Origin of the sequence: Candidatus Arthromitus sp. SFB-rat-Yit (assembly GCF_000283555.1) — a bacterium.
Classification (GTDB): domain Bacteria; phylum Bacillota; class Clostridia; order Clostridiales; family Clostridiaceae; genus Dwaynesavagella.
Genome location: NC_016012.1, coordinates 897,710 through 916,586, shown reverse-complemented (window position 1 = coordinate 916,586; position 18,877 = coordinate 897,710). Strand labels below are relative to the sequence as shown.

Annotated in this window: 17 protein-coding genes; 14 read left to right on the top strand and 3 right to left on the bottom strand. The window is 27.7% G+C overall.

Annotation, left to right across the window (positions count from 1 at the left end; translation table 11 throughout):
* Nucleotides 1-57: 57 nt before the first annotated feature.
* From RATSFB_RS04290 to dnaJ, 7 genes are all read left to right on the top strand, one after another.
* Complete coding sequence (locus tag RATSFB_RS04290; RefSeq protein WP_044035549.1) at nt 58-339, top strand: hypothetical protein; 282 nt, start codon at nt 58-60, stop codon at nt 337-339.
* Between the two features lie 92 nt (nt 340-431).
* On the top strand, nt 432-2,240 hold the full coding sequence (gene lepA / locus RATSFB_RS04285; RefSeq protein ID WP_014094821.1) for a translation elongation factor 4: 1,809 nt from the start codon (nt 432-434) through the stop codon (nt 2,238-2,240).
* A 1-nt stretch (nt 2,241) separates the two neighbouring features.
* Nucleotides 2,242-3,372, top strand: coding sequence for a radical SAM family heme chaperone HemW (gene hemW / locus RATSFB_RS04280; RefSeq protein WP_014094820.1), 1,131 nt, complete (start codon nt 2,242-2,244; stop codon nt 3,370-3,372).
* 95 nt (nt 3,373-3,467) lie between these two features.
* Nucleotides 3,468-4,484, top strand: coding sequence for a heat-inducible transcriptional repressor HrcA (hrcA, locus tag RATSFB_RS04275; protein WP_014094819.1), 1,017 nt, complete (start codon nt 3,468-3,470; stop codon nt 4,482-4,484).
* Nucleotides 4,485-4,496: 12 nt separating this feature from the next.
* Entirely contained in the window at nt 4,497-5,075 is a 579-nt protein-coding gene (gene grpE, locus RATSFB_RS04270) for a nucleotide exchange factor GrpE (RefSeq protein WP_242821382.1), read from the top strand.
* A gap of 34 nt (nt 5,076-5,109) precedes the next feature.
* Complete coding sequence (dnaK, locus tag RATSFB_RS04265) at nt 5,110-6,930, top strand: molecular chaperone DnaK (RefSeq protein ID WP_014094817.1); 1,821 nt, start codon at nt 5,110-5,112, stop codon at nt 6,928-6,930.
* A 48-nt stretch (nt 6,931-6,978) separates the two neighbouring features.
* Nucleotides 6,979-8,133, top strand: a complete 1,155-nt coding sequence (dnaJ, locus tag RATSFB_RS04260; protein WP_014094816.1) for a molecular chaperone DnaJ — start codon at nt 6,979-6,981, stop codon at nt 8,131-8,133.
* Nucleotides 8,134-8,153: 20 nt separating this feature from the next.
* Here dnaJ and RATSFB_RS04255 read toward each other — a convergent pair whose 3' ends face one another.
* Nucleotides 8,154-9,380: a replication-associated recombination protein A gene (locus tag RATSFB_RS04255; RefSeq protein ID WP_014094815.1), complete on the bottom strand. Its 1,227-nt coding sequence runs from the start codon at nt 9,378-9,380 to the stop codon at nt 8,154-8,156.
* Nucleotides 9,381-9,477: 97 nt separating this feature from the next.
* On the opposite strand from RATSFB_RS04255, the gene RATSFB_RS04250 reads away from it, so the two are divergent.
* Nucleotides 9,478-11,703 carry a dynamin family protein gene (locus tag RATSFB_RS04250; protein WP_044035548.1) on the top strand — a complete coding sequence of 742 codons (2,226 nt, stop codon included), beginning with the start codon at nt 9,478-9,480 and terminating at the stop codon, nt 11,701-11,703.
* 50 nt (nt 11,704-11,753) lie between these two features.
* Here the strand turns inward: RATSFB_RS04250 and RATSFB_RS04245 are convergent, their stop codons facing one another.
* Nucleotides 11,754-12,104 carry a hypothetical protein gene (locus RATSFB_RS04245; protein WP_014094813.1) on the bottom strand — a complete coding sequence of 117 codons (351 nt, stop codon included), beginning with the start codon at nt 12,102-12,104 and terminating at the stop codon, nt 11,754-11,756.
* A gap of 132 nt (nt 12,105-12,236) precedes the next feature.
* Between RATSFB_RS04245 and prmA the strand changes: the two genes are divergently transcribed.
* From prmA to rpsU, 6 genes are all read left to right on the top strand, one after another.
* Entirely contained in the window at nt 12,237-13,172 is a 936-nt protein-coding gene (gene prmA / locus RATSFB_RS04240) for a 50S ribosomal protein L11 methyltransferase (protein ID WP_014094812.1), read from the top strand.
* A 22-nt stretch (nt 13,173-13,194) separates the two neighbouring features.
* A complete protein-coding gene (locus RATSFB_RS04235) occupies nt 13,195-13,935 on the top strand; it encodes an RsmE family RNA methyltransferase (protein WP_014094811.1) in 741 nt (246 codons plus the stop codon).
* 24 nt (nt 13,936-13,959) lie between these two features.
* Nucleotides 13,960-15,264, top strand: coding sequence for a tRNA (N(6)-L-threonylcarbamoyladenosine(37)-C(2))-methylthiotransferase MtaB (gene mtaB / locus RATSFB_RS04230; RefSeq protein WP_014094810.1), 1,305 nt, complete (start codon nt 13,960-13,962; stop codon nt 15,262-15,264).
* Nucleotides 15,265-15,278: 14 nt separating this feature from the next.
* Nucleotides 15,279-15,620: a histidine triad nucleotide-binding protein gene (locus RATSFB_RS04225; RefSeq protein WP_014094809.1), complete on the top strand. Its 342-nt coding sequence runs from the start codon at nt 15,279-15,281 to the stop codon at nt 15,618-15,620.
* Nucleotides 15,621-15,647: 27 nt separating this feature from the next.
* Nucleotides 15,648-16,775: a DUF4214 domain-containing protein gene (locus RATSFB_RS04220; protein WP_014094808.1), complete on the top strand. Its 1,128-nt coding sequence runs from the start codon at nt 15,648-15,650 to the stop codon at nt 16,773-16,775.
* 203 nt (nt 16,776-16,978) lie between these two features.
* A complete protein-coding gene (gene rpsU / locus RATSFB_RS04215) occupies nt 16,979-17,155 on the top strand; it encodes a 30S ribosomal protein S21 (RefSeq protein WP_005805980.1) in 177 nt (58 codons plus the stop codon).
* Between the two features lie 192 nt (nt 17,156-17,347).
* On the opposite strand, the gene RATSFB_RS04210 is transcribed toward rpsU, so the two are convergent.
* Nucleotides 17,348-18,805, bottom strand: a complete 1,458-nt coding sequence (locus RATSFB_RS04210) for an aminotransferase class I/II-fold pyridoxal phosphate-dependent enzyme (RefSeq protein WP_014094806.1) — start codon at nt 18,803-18,805, stop codon at nt 17,348-17,350.
* Nucleotides 18,806-18,877 lie beyond the last annotated feature (72 nt).

The following is an 18,877-nucleotide window of genomic DNA, read 5'->3' as shown; positions in this document are numbered from 1 at the left end:
GAATAAGAAATATAAAAAATGACATCATTTAAATAAAACTATTTAGGTGGTGTTATTTTGTTTTTTAAGGAAAAAAAATTTAAATATATTTTTGGAATTTTGTTGTTTATATGTGTTTTTACTGTGGGTTTTGTAAAAATCAATGTTGTATACTCGTCTACAGGAATTGTAAATAACGTTAGAGAAGTTCAAGATAATAGCAATAATGATTTAAGCATATCAACTTTTGATGATAAAACATTGATAAGTATTTATAAAGAAAGCTATGGATACGATGTGATTTTAAGAATTAATGGAGAAAATAAGATTTTCAGTATAAAATTTCCATGGAAAAGATGAACAATGCACAAAATTAGGTAGTATTAATTTTTAAAATTATATTTTATAATCTATATTAATGTATATTTAATTAATTTGTAGGTGATTTTTGGATGAACAATAAAAAACAAGATAATATACGTAATTTTTGTATTATAGCACATATAGATCATGGCAAATCGACTTTAGCAGATAGACTAATAGAGATTACTGGTACTTTGACTAAAAGGGAGATGGAATCTCAAGTATTGGATAATATGGAATTAGAAAAAGAAAGAGGTATAACAATTAAATCTCAAGCTGTGAGGCTTATATACACTAGTCCTATTGATAATGAAGAATATATATTAAATTTAATAGATACCCCTGGGCATGTTGATTTCAATTATGAAGTTTCTAGAAGTTTAGCTGCTTGTGAAGGTGCTATACTTGTTATTGATGCTAGTCAAGGAATTCAAGCACAAACTCTGGCAAACTGTTATTTAGCATCTGATTCGGGACTTGAAGTTGTGCCGGTTTTAAATAAAGTTGATTTACCCAGTCAGAGAACTGAAGAAGTAAGAGAAGAAATAGAGGATATTATAGGAATAGAAGCACAAGATGCTCCTGCTATATCTGCTAAAACAGGATTGAATATAGGTGATGTTTTAGAGGCTATAGTTAGAAAAATACCTAAACCTAAAGGGGATGTGAATAATCCATTAAAAGCACTTGTTTTTGACTCTGTATACGATTCATATAGAGGTGTAATTTGTTATATAAGAGTGAAAGAAGGATACATAAAACCTCAAATGAAGATTAAATTCATGTTTTCTAATAAAGAATATGAGGTTACAGAGGTAGGCGTTTTTACACCGAGTTATAAGTCAGTAAATATTTTGCAAGCTGGAGAAGTTGGATATGTAGCAGCAGCTATAAAAAATGTAAAAGATGCTAGAGTTGGAGATACTATAACGTCAATTAAAAATCCAGCTAGTGAGCCATTGGAGGGATATAAATCTGCAATACCTACAGTTTTTAGTGGTATATATCCTATAGTTGGAGATAAGTATGATGAACTCAAAGAAGCTTTAGAGAAATTGCAATTAAATGATGCGGCATTGATCTTTGAACCCGAAACATCGTTGGCATTGGGCTTTGGATTTAGATGTGGATTTTTAGGTTTATTACATATGGAAATAATACAAGAAAGATTGGAACGTGAATTTAATTTAGACATAATAATAACAGCTCCGTCTGTTATTTATAAAGTTAATAAGACCTCAGGCGGTGTTATTGAGATTACAAATCCATATAATATGCCTAAAACTACAGAAATTGAATCTACAGAAGAACCTGTGGTTAATGCTACTATAATAACACCTTCAGAGTTTGTTGGAGGGGTTATGGAATTATGTCAAGGAAGACGTGCTAATTTTATTGATATGCAGTATTTAGATACATCGAGAGTAATTTTAAAGTACGTAATACCATTAAATGAAATAATTTACGATTTTTTTGATACCTTAAAATCTAAAACCAAAGGATATGCCTCATTTGATTACGAATTAAGTGGATATCAAAAAACTAAGTTGGTTAAATTAGATATTTTATTAAATGGAAATGCAGTTGATGCCTTATCTATGATAGTTCCACAGGAGAAAGCATATCAAAGAGGTAAAGCGATTGTGGATAAATTAAAAACTATCATACCTAGGCAATTGTTTGAAATACCTATACAGGCAGCTATTGGAGCTAAAATAATTGCAAGAGAAACAGTTAAGGCAGTTAGAAAAGATGTATTATCTAAGTGTTATGGTGGGGACATAACTAGAAAGAAGAAGTTACTTGAAAAGCAAAAAGAAGGTAAAAAGAGGATGCGGCAAGTGGGGGCAGTTGAAATACCACAAGAAGCATTTATATCTGTTTTAAAGGTAGATTAGTATGATTGGTCTTTATATCCATATACCTTTTTGTGCTAGTAAATGTTATTATTGTGATTTTACATCTTATATTAAAAATGAATATTTAATTAATGATTATATAGATGCACTATTGTTAGAGCTAGATTTATATAAACATGAAAAATTCGACACCATATTTATTGGTGGAGGAACTCCAAGCTATCTTAATGATAAACAGTTAGAAATATTATTAAAAGGTATAAGTAGCATATGTGACTTAACGAAGGTTCTGGAATTTACAATTGAATGTAACCCTGGAACATTAACATATAATAAACTCAATATTATGAAATATTATGGAGTAAATAGACTTAGTATAGGATTACAGAGTGCAAATTCATCTACTTTAAATTTTATTGGTAGAACTCATTCGTTTGATGATTTTGAAAAAAGTATAAATTATGCACAAAATATTGGTTTTAAAAATATAAATGCAGATATTATATATGGGATACCTAATGAAAATTTAGATGTTTATAAAGTTACATTACAAAAGTTAGTAGAATATGATTTATCCCATATTTCTGCTTACAATTTAATATTAGAAAATAATACCAAATTTTATAATATGTATAAAAAAGGTGAGTTTACTGAATTGGATGAAAATATTCAAATAGATATGTATAATTACACCAAATATTTTTTGGAATCAAATGGATTTGAACATTATGAGATTTCAAACTATTGTAGAAATAACAAACCTTGTTTACATAATTTAATATATTGGAATTTTGATGATTACATAGGTATAGGTGTTTCATCTCATTCCTTTTACAAAAATAAGCGAATTGAAAATATAAAAGATTTGAATAAATATATAAGAGCACTTAAACAAGATAATAAAATTATTTATAAAAATATTCATGATAATTCTTTTATTGATAATATTGAAGAATATATAATGGTAGGTCTAAGGAAAATAAGAGGTATATCAATAGAGGATTTTTATAGTAGATTTAATATAGATTTTGTTTCTAGATTTGAAAAAGTCATTGAAAAATATAAAAAAAATGGATTAATAAATGTGAAGGATGGCAGGATTTTTATAACAAATGATGGGTTGATGTTAATGAATTTAATTTTAAAAGATTTTATACAAAATAAATTATAATAAAAAAATTGACAAATTGATTTTAAAATGTTATTTTATTTTCAAGCCATTAGCACTTTAATAAATAGAGTGCTAATAAAGAGAGGTTAATTATTATGAATGAGAGAAAAACCAAAATACTATATTCGATAATCCAGGATTTTATATGTACAGGTGAGCCAGTAGGATCCAGAACGTTACTAAAGAAATACGATTTAGGAATAAGTTCAGCAACAATTAGAAATGAAATGTCTGACTTAGAAGAATTGGGATTTTTAGAACAAGTTCATGTTTCTTCTGGTAGGAAACCATCAAATAAAGGATATAGATTATATGTAGATAAATTAATGAAACCCAAAAAAATTACCAATGAGGAAAAAAAGTATATTGAAGATAATTTATTAAATTTAGATTTATTTGATCTTGAAAATGTTTTAAAATCTAAATTATCTCTCATTTCTAGATTGACAAATTTGGCTTGTGTATTAAAAATACCACCAGTAATTGAAAATTCTATAAAATCAATTGAATTTATAAAAATAAATACCTACAATTTATTGACTGTTATTATAACCAATGAAGGTATTATAAAAAGTAATATCATTAAATTAAATAGACCTATGGATTATGAAACTATTACTTTGATTAATAAAATAATTAATGATCATTGTATTTCGTATAAATTTGAAGATATTGATTTTGAATTGGTGTATGAGTCTATAAAATGTCTGAATTTAGATAGAAATATATTCGATCAATTAAGAATGATTTTACACAATTTATTTATGCATGATACAGAGGCAAGTTATTATTTTGAAGGTATTGACAATGTTTTAAGTTATCCAGAATTTAATAGTATTGATAAAGTTAAGGATTTAGTGTTTTTTTTCAATAATATTAATAGATTTAATGATTTACTTAGCTGTGATTGTATTGATAATATTCAGATTAAGATTGGAGAAGAAAATAGTGTAGAAGAGGCTAAAAATTATAGTGTTGTTTTAGGTAATTGTGTAAGGAATGGGAAAATATTAGGAACTATAGGCATAATAGGACTTACCAGAATGGATTATGCTAAGATAGTGACAATAACTAAATTTTTAATAGATTTTATAAATAGGAATATTGATTAAAAATCTAATATTATGGAGGTGTTATTAAACATGACGGATGAAAATAATGTAACTTCTGAAGAAAATGTAGAAGAAAAGAATGTAGAAGAAGATTTAAAACAAAATTTAGAGGACGAATCTCAGAACAATATTGTAGATAAAATTCAAGAATTAGAAAAAGAAAATGAAGAGTTGAAATCACAGATAGATTCTTTAAAAGATAAGATGTTGAGAATTAGTGCAGAGTATGATAATTTTAGAAAGAGAAGTGTAAGAGAAAAGAGTGAAATATATAATAATTCTTGTGCAGATGTAATATTTGAGGTTTTACCTATATTAGATAATTTGGAAAGAGCCAATTCTTCCAGTTATGATATGGATTCATTTAAACAAGGAATTAGTATGGTAATTAAATTATTTAACAATGTTTTAGATAAGATGAATGTTAAAGAAATAAGTTGTGAATCTGGATTTGATCCAAATATTCATGAAGCTGTGATTCATGTAAATGATGAAAATTTAGAAAAAAATACTATAGTAGAAGTATTGCAAAAAGGATATATGATAAATGATAAAATTATAAGACATAGTATGGTTAAAGTTGCCAATTAACAAATAAAAAATAAATTTAATTTGGAGGTTTATTATGGGAAAGGTTATAGGTATTGATTTAGGAACAACTAATTCATGTGTTGCCGTAATGGAAGGTGGAGAACCAGTTGTAATTCCTAACTCTGAAGGAGGTAGAACTACACCATCAGTAGTTTCATTTCAAAATGGAGGAGAAAGATTAGTAGGTCAGGTTGCTAAACGACAAGCAATTACAAATCCTGATAAAACAATTATATCTATTAAAAGGCATATGGGGACAGATTATAAAGTTGATATAGATGGTAAGAAATATTCACCACAGGAAATATCTTCAATGATTCTCCAAAAAATTAAATTAGATGCTGAAGCATATTTAGGTGAAAAAGTTACTCAAGCAGTTATAACGGTTCCAGCTTATTTTAATGATAGTCAAAGACAGGCAACAAAGGATGCTGGTAAAATAGCTGGTTTAGAAGTGTTGCGTATTATAAATGAACCAACTGCAGCTTCTCTTGCTTATGGTATTGATAAAACTTCAACTCAAGAAAAAATATTGGTATATGATTTAGGTGGAGGTACATTTGATGTATCTATATTAGAGTTAGGTGATGGAGTATTCGAAGTCCTTGCAACTAATGGAGATACATTTTTAGGTGGTGATGATTTCGACCAAAAAATAATGGATTTTATAGCAGAAGATTTTAAGTCTAATAATGGTATAGATCTAAGAAATGATAAAATGGCACTTCAAAGATTAAAAGAGGCTGCTGAAAAAGCAAAGATTGAGCTTTCATCTTCGCAACAAACTAATATAAATTTACCATTTATAACAGCTGATTCTTCAGGACCTAAACATATTGATTTACAATTATCAAGATCTAAATTTAATGAAATAACTTTAGATCTTGTAAATAGAACTTTAGAGCCAATGAAGAAAGCATTACAAGATGCTGGATTACAAATTAGTGATATAAATAAGGTTGTTTTAGTTGGAGGATCTACTAGAATTCCAGCTATACAAGATGCCGTAAAAAATTTTACAGGTAAAGAACCGTCAAAAGGGGTTAATCCTGACGAATGTGTAGCTGTTGGAGCAGCTATACAAGGGGGAATATTAGCTGGTGATTATGAGAATTCTAATTTGTTATTATTAGATGTTACACCTCTTAGTTTGGGAATTGAGACTTTAGGAGGAGTGTCTACAGTTATTATTGAAAGGAATACTACGATACCTATAACAAAGAGTCAGGTTTTCTCTACTGCTGCAGATAATCAAACATCAGTTGAAATACACATTGTTCAAGGTGAAAGACAGATGGCTGCAGATAATAAAACCTTAGGAAGGTTTACTCTAGCTGGAATACCACCAGCACCAAGAGGGGTTCCACAAATAGAAGTTACTTATGATATTGATGCAAATGGTATCGTTAAAGTAAGTGCTATGGATAAAGCGTCAGGTAAGAAAGCAGATATAACAATAACTGCTACTACTAACTTAAGTGATGATGAAATTGATAAAGCAGTTAAAGAAGCAGAAAAGTATGCTGAAGAAGATAAAAAACGTAAGGAATCAATAGAAGTTAGGAATAACGCTGAAAGTTCTGTTTATCAGATTGAAAATTCATTAAAAGAATTAAGTGAAAAAATAAGCGATGAAGAAAAGACAGATATAGAATCAAAATTAAATTTATTGAAAGATGCTTTAAAAGGCGAAGATTTAGAATTGATTAAAAAGAATCAGGAAGAATTAACTCAGGCATTTTATGCGTTATCAAGTAAAATGTATCAGCAAGATCCAAATGCTGCAGGAACAGAAAATTCTGAAAATCAACAAACATATGAAGCTAAAGACTATAAGGTAGAAGATAATAATTAATAATTATATTTTGTTGTTATAATTTTGGTCAATAAATTGAGGTGATTTATGTCTAATAAGAATTACTATGAAATTTTAGGAGTTAATAGTAATGCTTCAGATTCAGAAATAAAGAGTGCTTTTAAAAAGCAAGCCATAAAGTATCATCCAGATAGAAATAAGGGTAATGCTGAAGCCGAAAAGAAATTTAAAGAAATAAATGAAGCATATCAAGTTTTAAGTGATGCCAATAAAAGAGCTAGTTATGATAGGGTAGGACATGATGCCTATACAAAAGGAGCTAGCTATGGATCTTCTTCAAGTGGTGGATTCGAAGGATTTGATATGGATTTTGATTTAGGAGATATATTCTCTAGTTTTTTCACTGGAGGATTTGGTGGAGGCAAAACTAAGAGGGGGCCTAAGCCTGGAGAAGACTTAGAATATAGATTAACATTAACTTTTGATGAAGCGGTTTTTGGATGCACTAAAGATATATTTATAAAGCGTAAAGATAGATGTGGTGTGTGTTCCGGAACAGGAAGTAAGGCAGGAACTGATAAAACTACATGTGATAAGTGTCATGGAAGTGGACAAATAAAAGTTCAAAGGAATACTCCATTTGGAAGTATGGTATCTATGACTACTTGTTCAAAATGTTCTGGTGCGGGTAAGATAAATTTGAATCCGTGCGTTAATTGTAGAGGTAATGGAAAAGTTAATGCTGAGAAAAAGATAACTATTGATATACCCAGGGGAATCGATACTGGTCAAGTAATTTCTATGAGAGGTGAGGGAGAAGTAGGAGATCTTGGAGCACCTTCTGGAGATTTATATATTACGATAAATGTAATGAATAGCAATAAGTTTAAACGTAAGGGAAATGATGTTTTTACTGATCATCATATACCTATTTGGCTTGCTATACTTGGTGGTGAGAGTGTTATTGAAACACTAGATGGTGAATATAAGATTAATATTAAGGAAGGAACTCAGTCAGGGACTGTTCAAGTTTTAAAAGGTAAGGGTGTTCATAAGGTTAATTCAAACTTTAGAGGAGAACATCATGTTAATATAATAGTAGATATACCTAGTATTCATAACGAGAGTCAACGACAAGCAGTTGAAATGCTTAAGGAAACTTATGCAGGGAATAAAGAGTATTTTTCTGAGAAGAAACAAGAGAATAAGAAGAAGGGTTTTAAGAAATTTTTCTCATTTTAATAAGTAGCCTATTAGGCTACTTATTTTATTTTTTGCCAAAAATCTTTAATTGATTGTTCAAACTTATTATTACCATATTTATAATAGACTCTTCCTTTAAGGTTGGTTGGAATATATTCTTGTTTGACGTAATTATTAGGATAATTATGGGGATATATGTATTCTGATTTGATATTTATTTTATTATTTGAGTAATTTGAACATAAATGCGTTGGAATTTCTATTTGTTTTCTTTGTATATCCTCTAGAGCTTTGTTTATAGCCAAATATGATGTGTTCGATTTTGGTGATGTAGCTAATAGTATTGTTGCTTGTGAAAGAGGTATTCTTGCTTCAGGAAATCCAAGCATTAGTGCAGAGTCAACACATGATTTAACAATAGATATGGCTTGGGGATATGCCAAACCTATATCTTCTGATGCTATTACGAGTAATCTTCTACAGATGGAATTTAAATCCCCAGAATTTATTAATAGGGATAGAGCTATTAGTGATGCGTCTGGATCTGATCCTCTTATTGATTTTTGGAGATAGCTTAAACTGTTATAGAGGTTGTCTTGATTTTTAATACTTAGATTTATTGGAGATTGGGAGAGTGATTCTATTTCATTTGTAGTTATGGTTGTGTTTGGTTCAAATGTAATTAGGCATAATTCTAAAATATTTAGTGCTTTTCTGAGATCGCCATTAGAGATATATGAGATGTATTCTATACTATCCTTCCTGAAATCATAATTTTTAAAATTTTCATTAATAACATTTATTAATTTATTTTCGATATCAAAGTTAGTTAATGGTTCGAATTTAATTAGAATACATCTACTAATGATTGAATCAACAATTGAAAAATTAATATTTTCAGTAGTACTTCCTATTAAGTTTACGTATCCATTTTCAATGAATTTTAAAATAATTTGTTGTTGTTTTTTTGAAAGGAAATGAATTTCATCTATAAATAAAATAATACCGTTATGATCTGAAATGCTACAAGCATTATTTACTATTTGTTTTATTTCATCGGTGTTTGTCATTGTGCCATTTATTTTATAAAATGATTTATTACAATGTTTAGAGAGAATGTTCGCTAGAGAAGTTTTACCAGTTCCAGGTGGACCATACATTATCATGTTTGGTATTTTTTTTGATTTGATAATGCTGCTTATAATTTTATTTTTTCCTATTAAGTGTGGTTGGCCAACAAAATCTTCAATTTTTTCAGGTCTAACTTTATCAGCTAATGGTTTCATAGTATCCTCCAAATAAAAATAAAAAATATATTTTAAAAATGGATTAAATATATTATAATAATTGTAAAAATATTCCATTTTTGAGGTGAAATTAGTTTTGTATATTGATAAATATCAGAAGGCTATTTCTTTAATTGATGATATTAGTTTAGAGTTAAGTTCTAACAAAGAATTAATTGATAATGATGAGTTTGGCACTTCACTAAACAATATAAAATATATTTTAACACAAAAAACTTTTAAAGTCGCTGTTGTTGGAGCTATAAAATCTGGTAAATCTACAATGTTAAATGCTTTTATTGGGAGAGATTTGCTTCCAAATCAAAATGCACCATGTACAGTTTCATCTATAGAAATTTTTCATTCAAACGAATGTTGTAATTATGTAAAAAAACAATTTAAGGACGGTAGCTCTGAAAATATAATATCCAATAAGGGATTTAGTTTGGAGCAAATGTTTCATAATGACATAAAAAATGTTAGAAAAAATAACACCCATTTTAATATAGAAAAGTATTTGGTACATACACCTATAAGCGGTATAGAGGGTTCTAAGTACGGGGACGTAATAAAGAAATTTATATTATTAGATACTCCGGGATTGGATGAAATTTCCACAAGCAATTTTAATACTGAGCATGTTAAGAAAATTTCTTTTAAGGAACTTAGAGATTCTGATGCTCTTATTATTGTGTTGGATTATCAAAATTTCATGTCAGATATAAACGGTAAAATTTTGAAATTAATTTCTAGTAATGAAAAGTTAATAGAACGTGATAAAAATAAGATATTTTTTATTATCAACAAGATCGATTTACTTAATAGTAAGGATGAAAGTATAGACGATTGTATTGAAAAAGCTAGAAATATGATTATGGAATATATACCTGCAATTAAAAATCCGAATATTAATTACATTTCTGCAAGACAGGCACTTTTAGCTAGAATTGTTAAAAATAATTTCGCATCAAAGGAAATTTTAGATGAGATTGACAAATTTTATGGATCAAAGTATACAGAAAGTATAGAGATAAATGGATGTCTTAGACAATTTAAACTTGAACCACATGAGTATTGTGATAAATTATTGAAAGAAAGTAGAATTGAAATAGTAGAAGATGAAATTTTGAATTGTATATTTTCAACTTTTGCTGAGGAGAGTTTGGAAGTTGGAATTGAAAAAATTATTGAGCTTAATAATGATATAATAAATAGTATTGATAACGATATAGCTTTAATAAACAATAAATATAATATTTCCTTTGCTAAAATTGAAAATGTTAAACGTAGATTACATAATTTGAAAAAAGAATTTATTGAAGTTATCAATATACCTAAAATTTCTCTTAATATCTTAAAAGATAGTATTAATGATAAACTTGATGAAATGTCGCAATATTTAGATAATATTGTGAATGAAATGTTGCCTGTGAAAAATATTTTGGAATTTGATAACAAAGATGATTTGTTATATAAGATTAATGTAATAGAAAACAACATTAAGGAAAGTTTGAATGTTACTTTAAATAAAGTAAATGATCATATTTATAATGAATTTTTTAATACTCAGATAGAGATAAATAAAAATTTAAATGAAGCTTTTAGGAAAATTGGAGATGAGTTCAATAAATATGTGAATGAACACATAAAATTCAAATTTCAAATTTATAATTTTGATGATATTTGTATGAGTAATATTGATTTTAATGAATTAAATATAATGGAAACCCAAAGTAAAGTTAAAGAATGTGATGAATTTAACACTTCAACTTTTAGTTTAGGAATGGCAGCTACAAGTGTTGCGGGAAGTGCTGTTGGTGGAATACTTGGGAAAAATCTTTCCGTATTAGAAACAGCTATAGGGGCAACTTTCGGAGCGGGTATAGGTTTACTATATTTTTACATAAAAAAATTGAAAAGTACACGGATAAGAGAGAAGATTATTTATTCTGTTGATATTACAGAGTTTAAAGATAATTTTTTAGGTAAAATTAAGGAAGCCTTTGAAAATATTAAAGAAGAAATATTTAAAAATGTTAATGAGTTGATAAAAAATAGCGTTTTGAGTGTAGAAAAGCAACTTTCTAAATATATAAGGAAGCTTGATAAAAAAATAGGTAGATTCATAAGAAATATGAAAATCAATAAAGAAAAGAGGAAGTTTGAGGTTAAAAATATTGAATTGTTCAAGAAAAAATTTATTGAATTCAGGAAGGATCTTAATAATATAAAGTTCAAAACTATACATATTGGTGAAAAAAGTATAGAGTTTAATCCAGATTATCCTGTGGAATTAAAAAGTAATAATATTTTAGTTGTTTAAGATATCAAAGCCACTTTTAAGTCTAACTAAAAAAGTGGCTCTAATTATTTTTATATTAAATTTGATAGAGAAGATGATTTGTAAATATCATTTAAAACGTTTCTGCTTTCTAAATTCAATTTTAATATAGAAATATCATTTATTATAAATTTTACTTCTGCAAAAATTCCAATTTTAAATATGTCATATATTCTACCACTGCTAAAACATCCTTTAGGTAAAGTTTTAAAATTGTTTATAACATATCCTATTTTTCCGAATGCAGGAACAACGCAGATTATAGCTTCCGTATCATAAATGTTTTCAGGTTCTTTAAGTAAAATTACTTCATCATTAAGGTTTAGGATTTTTCGGTCTTTATTAAGACCAGTTTGTATCACAGCCGTATAAATGTCATACATCATATATCTCCCAAAATTATTTACACTTTAATTATACCACAGTTTATATTTCAAAGTTTTATTTATGTAATGGAAATTTATTTAATTTAGGTGTTATAATTTTAAAAATAATGTTTTGTGTTGGAGGAAATAATGGATAACAGTTATTTGGAAATTAAAATTAAAGTTAATATACAGAATCTAGAAAAGATTGAGAATATTTTTTATAAGCTTGGAAGATTTGAATTGTATGTTGAAGATCCAAGATATTTATATGAAGAAAATAGTTTGAATTTGGATACTTATTTTAATGAAGATGAGATCCTTGTAGATGGAAAAGAAATTTGTACAGTTAAATATTACATAAGTGAGAGAGAAAATGTTGCTGAATTTTTAAATATTATAAAATCGATGATTCAATATGAAAACATAGAGTTCTCTTTTGAAACTCAAGAAGTTATTGAGGAAGATTGGGCTAATAATTGGAAAAAATATTATCATACTTTTAAAATTGATAATAAAGTTGTTATTAAACCTGAGTGGGAAAATTATGAAAAATTAGATAATGAAATTTTGATAAATATAGATCCAGGTATGGCTTTTGGAACTGGTACTCATGAAACGACTAAGCTGTGTATCCAAATGATGTGTAAATATATGAAAGATGGTTATTTTGTTTATGATGTTGGTACTGGATCTGGTATTCTTGGAATCTTGGCAGCTAAATTAAATGCACGCAAAGTTGTTGCGATTGATTTAGATAAAGTTTCTGTTAGTGCTGCAAATTACAATGTTAAGTTAAATGATATTTCAAATATTGAAGTGATTGAGGGAAATCTTTTAGATAACATGAGTGAGAAGGGGAATATTGTAGTTGCAAATATTATTGCAGAAATAATTTGTGATTTGATACCGGATGTTACAAAAGTAATGGATAAAGACGGGGTTTTTATTATATCAGGTATAATTGAAGATAAGGTTAACCTCATTAAAAATAATTTAGATAAATATAATATGGAAATTATAGATGAAATTATGGAAAATGGTTGGTGTGCTTTTGCTGTAAAAATCAAAGGTAATATGGTATAATCTATAGGTGGGGTATTTAAAAATGCGTAAATTTTTTACAGATTTTGAATTTACAGAAGGTAATGAAATTTTATCGATTGATCAACAGGAAGCAAAACATATTTTGAAAGTGCTGCGATTGAAGCTTGGTGATAGGTTTATAATAAGCAATTTTAATGATCAAAGTTTTGAAGCAGAGATAGTAGATACGAGTTCGAAAATTTGTAAGGTAAAATTATTAAATAGAATAGATATTACAAATAAAAGCAGAGTTAATATAACAATATTCCAGGGATATCCCAAATTTGATAAGCTTGAATTCATTGTACAGAAACTCACAGAAATCGGTATTCAGGAAATAGTGCCTATAGTAACCAATAGGGTTAATGCTAAAATCGATATAAGTAAGTTTAAATGGGATAGATTAAATAAAATTTCTAAAGAAGCTTGCAAGCAGTGTGGAATTTCTACAATTCCAACAATAAAATTTCCAATTAAGCTTATAGATGTAGATCAGGATGAAATAAAAAAGTTTGATTTGATATTGATTCCATATGAAAAAGAAGAATTTAATTTAAAAGAGGTTATAAGTAGTTTTGATATGGATGAGATTAAAAATGTTTGTGTATTTATAGGACCTGAAGGTGGTTTTGAAGAATGTGAAGTTGATTTTGTAAGAAGTTTAGGTGGTATATCTGTTGGTTTGGGTCAGAATATATTAAGGACAGAAACAGCCACGGTATTTATTTCATCTATATTAAAATATGAATTTGGTGATAGATAAATTGAAATTTAAGAGGAATAAGAAATGAAAGTTGCAATTTCTACACTAGGTTGTAGAGTTAATATTTATGATACAGAAATTATGATTTCTGCATTGAAAGAAGATAATTTTGAAGTTGTTTCTTATGATGAATTTGCAGATGTGTATTGTATTAATACTTGTACAGTTACCAATACAAGCGATAAAAAATCAAGACAGTTTATAGCTAAATGTAAAAAAATTAATCCAAATGCGATTATTGCCATGGTTGGTTGTTATCCGCAGGTTTCTAAAGATGAAGTATCCAATATAAAAGATGTAAATATTATTTTGGGCAATAGGTTTAAGAGCCAATTAGCGTATTACATACGATTGTTTTTGGAAACTAGGAATCAGGTTATAAAAGTTGATGATAATATTTTGAGAAATATAACATTCGAAGATAGAAGTATAAAAACTTTAAAGGATAAACATAGAGCATTTATAAAAATTCAAGATGGTTGTAATAAGTTTTGTACATATTGTATAATTCCGTTTGCACGTGGGGGAGTTTGTAGTAAAGAGCCACGTAAAGTTTTTGATGAGGTTAAATCATTAGTAAGTAATGGATATAAGGAAGTTGTATTAACAGGTATTAATTCGACTTCTTATGGTGATGATTTGAGCGAAAATATTAATTTGGTTAGTTTAATAGAACTGCTTGATGAGATAGATGGACTTGAAAGAATTAGAGTTGGATCAGTTGATCCAGAATTTTTTACGACAGAAATTATTGTAAGAATCAGCAAAATTAAAAAATTTATGCCACATTTTCATTTATCACTCCAGAGTGGATGTGATTCAGTATTAAAGAGAATGAGGCGGAAGTATGATGTTGCTCTTTATAAGAGAGTTGTGGAAGATCTTAGAAGAGAAATTAATGATGTTAGTATAACAACTGATATTATAGTTGGATTTCCAGCTGAAACTGATAGTGAATTTAATGAAACATATGAGTTTTTGAAAAATATAAAACTTCAAGATATGCATGTGTTTAAATATAGCAAAAGAAGTGGAACAAAGGCAGCTGAGATGGAAAACCAAGTTGATGAACGGATAAAAGATGAAAGAAGCAAAAAGCTTATAGAACTTAATAAAGTAAACAAGTTTGGTTTTCAAAAGAAATACTTAGGACAAACATTAGATGTATTATATTGTACATCCATTTCAGATGGTAGTGGAGTTTATGGATATACAAAAAATTATACAAAAGTTGTTTTAAATGCTGGTAAAGAATATTTAGGGGAAATTGTATCAACACATATCATTGATTTAAAAGATGATTATCTTATTGGACAACATTTAAAATAGGAGGATATATAAATATGGAATGTATATTTTGTAAAATAATTCAAGGCGAAGTTCCGTGTAAAATAATTTATGAAAATGATTTTGTAATTGCATTTGAGGATATTTACCCTTCTGCAGCTAATCATGTGCTTGTGATTCCTAAGATACATATTCAAAGTTTAAATGATGTTGATGAAAATAATATTTCATATATTGAGAATATTTTTCTGGCAATAAAGAAAATAGTTAAGATTCTTAATATAGAAGAAACAGGATACAGGGTTGTAAATAATTGTGGAGGACATGCTTTCCAATCTGTAAAACATTTACATTTTCATATTGTTGGAGGAGAAGAGCTTTCACCGACATTTTGTTAATAGACATCAAGTTTGAAAGGGTTAAATATGAGAAAGAATAATATTAAAAAAATTATTTTTGGTAGTTTACTATCAATATCAATATGTTTAGGATCGACCACATCATTTGCTCAAACAAAAGAAGATTATTTATATAAAATTGTTGAAAATATATATTCAATAATTTTCAATAGAGAGGCTGATGAAGAAGGAAAATATTATTGGATAAACAAGGTACTAAATGAAGAAATTGGTGTTTTGGATTTATTAAATCAAATTTTGGATCAGCCTGAGTTTGATGAACTTAATGTGTCTAATGAGGAATTTATAAATAAAAATTATGAGTTGTTATTAAATAGAGAAGCTGATCAAGATGGATTTGATTATTGGGTTTCTGTATTGGGAGATAGTGAATCAAAAAGTGAAAGATTAAAATTGATTAATGATATGGCTCATAGTGAAGAATTTATGAGTGAGATAAATAATTTAGGAATTTTATTTAAAAAATTTAAGCAGGAGATCGTAGTACAGCCAGAAAAGTTAAGTGATCTTGAGGAATTTATAAGTGATGCATATAAGTATCTTTTAGGAAGAAATTATGATAGCGAAGGATTTAATTACTGGAAAGGTCAATTGACGTCACATGATAAAGGAGCAATAGATTTAATAAATGAATTTATAAAATTAGATGAATTTAAGGCTAGAAAGCTTTCTGATAAACAATTTATTGGTGAAATATATAAGGTATTATTTAATAGAGAAGCTGATTCTGATGGACTCAATTACTGGAATTCTCTATATCAAAAAGATAAGACAACTCAAAGAATGGTTAATATAGTTTTGAATATTGCTGACAATACAGAATTTTTAGATAGAATTAAAGGAATGAATATAATTTTCAAGAAGATTGATTTAAATTTATTTTATTCGGAGTTATTAACTAAAGGGAATAAAATTAGAGCTATAACTTCATCTCAATTATCTGAAATAAAAAGTGGTATGAATTTCTTTGATATAATTGTAAAACTCGGAAGGACGAGGAATATGTCAAACGTTGATGGTGTAAATATTGCGAAATATATTGTTGATGGATCTAAAGAATTTTATTTCATATTTTCCAATCCATCTGCAACATATAATTTTAATCCAATAGATGTTTTAAATTCTCAAAAATAATTTTAATAAATGTAATAATTAATTTAAAAAAAGTACATAATTAATTATAGCCTAAATCATTTAATATAGTTTTGAAAACTGATTTATACTTGAAGTTTTCTTTATTGACATAAAAAACTATTTATTGTATAATTCTAGATGAAATCGCTAACCCAAAATGAGTATAAGGTTTGTATTTTGTACTAGCGGAGGGAGGGAAATATATGTCTGAAATAAAAGTTGGAGAAAATGAGTCTTTGGAAAGTGCATTAAAAAGATTTAAGAGAAAGTGTGCAAGAGCTGGGGTTTTGTCTGAAGTTAAAAAAAGAGAACATTATGTTAAACCAAGCGTTAAGAGAAAGAAAAAATCTGAAGCCGCAAGAAAGAGAAAATTTAAATAGCAAATTATATATAGAGGAATAGCAGTTATTAATTGTTATATTTTGTGGTGGTTACACCCTCCTCGATGAGCTGCAAATTAAGTTATAAATTTTAGTTTTAAATTATTTTTTAAATAATAGTTTTAAGGGTAAGTGATTGTTTGAAAGTGAAAATTTAGAGTCACATTTGATAAATGTGACTCTTTTAATTTTTTAATTTAATATTTTGATATTTTCGATTTTAGGGTCTTCAGTGCCTTGAACAAATAAGCCTAAAGATTTGATATGTTCGATATATTCAATTATCTCGTCTGTAATTATTTCACCTGGACATAGAACAGGAATTCCAGGAGGATATGCAAGTAGAAATTCTCCACTAATTTTTCCTACACTTTCTTTAAGTTTAACTGATGTTTTATTTGCTTGAAACGCTTCTCTTGGAGAATAAATTTGTTTAGGAATTTTAGGTACAGTTATTGAAAAGGTGTTTGTTTTTGTTTTTTCAGTATTTGTTCTTATGTCTTTGAGAGCATTTATTAATTTATCTATATTTTCTTTTGTATCTCCGAAAGATCCAACAGCTAATGCGTTGTATGCGTCAGCCATTTCTAATTGAATCTTATATTTTGATGCAAGTATTTTTTCAAGTTCGTATCCACTCATTCCAAGTTTTCTACAATTAATTGTGATTTTTGTTGGATCAAATGTGAAAAATCCTTCATCATTCTTTAATTCTTCACCAAAACAGTAGAAAGAGTCTATTTTGTTTATTTCTTTTCTTGCATAATTTGCAAGTTCAATTGAATGATTTAGTAATTCTCTTCCAGAAAATACAAGTTGTTTTCTTGTACAGTCAAGAGATGCGAGTATTATATATGATGGGGATGTTGTCTGTAATAAATTCAAATTTTGTCTTACCCTTGATGATTCGATATATTTTGATTTTACATGCAGGAATGATCCTTGTGTTAGTGAAGAAGTTATCTTGTGAGTACTTTGAGCACATATATCAGCTCCAGCATCCATGGCACATATTGGCAATTTATCATTAAAAATTAAATGGGGACCGTGAGCTTCATCCACAAGTAATGGAATATTGTATGAATGAACGAGTTCAGCGATCTTTTTAATATCAGTTGAAACTCCGTAATATGTTGGATTTATTAATAAAACTGCTTTAACATCAGGATTATTTTCTAGAGATTCTTTTACTGTATTGAACGATATTCCGTGTGAAATAGAAAGAAATTCATCAATATCTGGATTCATGTATATAGGTATTGCACCGCTTAAAATAATGCCAGCTGTTATTGATTTATGGATATTCCTAGGGATTAATATTTTATCGCCATTAGATACTGAAGACATTATCATTGCCTGTATTGCAACGGTGGTTCCGTTTATACAGAAAAATGAATGATCGGAATTATATGCATCTGCGACTAATTCTTCTGCTTCTTTTATAGACGATGTAGGATGATGCAAACTATCGACTGATTTAAATACTGTAACATCTATCTTAAATGCGTTTTGTCCAATAAAATTTTTAAATTCATTAGGTATACCAATTCCTTTTTTATGTCCAGGAACGTGGAATGGAACCGTGTCATTATATACATAATTCATTAGTGAATCGAAAATTGGTGTTTTGTTTTGATCTAGTTTATACAAAGTTTTAAACCATCCTTTCAAAATATCAATTACTAATGGTTATAATAACACAAATTATAATTTCTACAATAA

Excerpts from the sequence above, each read along its gene's own strand:
- RATSFB_RS04245 (WP_014094813.1), bottom strand. The coding sequence starts at position 12,104 with ATGTATGACATTTATACGGCTGTGATACAAACTGGTCTTAATAAAGAC.
- dnaK (WP_014094817.1), top strand. The coding sequence starts at position 5,110 with ATGGGAAAGGTTATAGGTATTGATTTAGGAACAACTAATTCATGTGTT.
- hrcA (WP_014094819.1), top strand. The coding sequence starts at position 3,468 with ATGAATGAGAGAAAAACCAAAATACTATATTCGATAATCCAGGATTTT.
- RATSFB_RS04220 (WP_014094808.1), top strand. The coding sequence starts at position 15,648 with ATGAGAAAGAATAATATTAAAAAAATTATTTTTGGTAGTTTACTATCA.
- mtaB (WP_014094810.1), top strand. The coding sequence starts at position 13,960 with ATGAAAGTTGCAATTTCTACACTAGGTTGTAGAGTTAATATTTATGAT.
- hemW (WP_014094820.1), top strand. The coding sequence starts at position 2,242 with ATGATTGGTCTTTATATCCATATACCTTTTTGTGCTAGTAAATGTTAT.
- lepA (WP_014094821.1), top strand. The coding sequence starts at position 432 with ATGAACAATAAAAAACAAGATAATATACGTAATTTTTGTATTATAGCA.
- RATSFB_RS04235 (WP_014094811.1), top strand. The coding sequence starts at position 13,195 with ATGCGTAAATTTTTTACAGATTTTGAATTTACAGAAGGTAATGAAATT.
- dnaJ (WP_014094816.1), top strand. The coding sequence starts at position 6,979 with ATGTCTAATAAGAATTACTATGAAATTTTAGGAGTTAATAGTAATGCT.
- rpsU (WP_005805980.1), top strand. The coding sequence starts at position 16,979 with ATGTCTGAAATAAAAGTTGGAGAAAATGAGTCTTTGGAAAGTGCATTA.
- grpE (WP_242821382.1), top strand. The coding sequence starts at position 4,497 with ATGGAGGTGTTATTAAACATGACGGATGAAAATAATGTAACTTCTGAA.
- prmA (WP_014094812.1), top strand. The coding sequence starts at position 12,237 with ATGGATAACAGTTATTTGGAAATTAAAATTAAAGTTAATATACAGAAT.
- RATSFB_RS04225 (WP_014094809.1), top strand. The coding sequence starts at position 15,279 with ATGGAATGTATATTTTGTAAAATAATTCAAGGCGAAGTTCCGTGTAAA.
- RATSFB_RS04255 (WP_014094815.1), bottom strand. The coding sequence starts at position 9,380 with ATGAAACCATTAGCTGATAAAGTTAGACCTGAAAAAATTGAAGATTTT.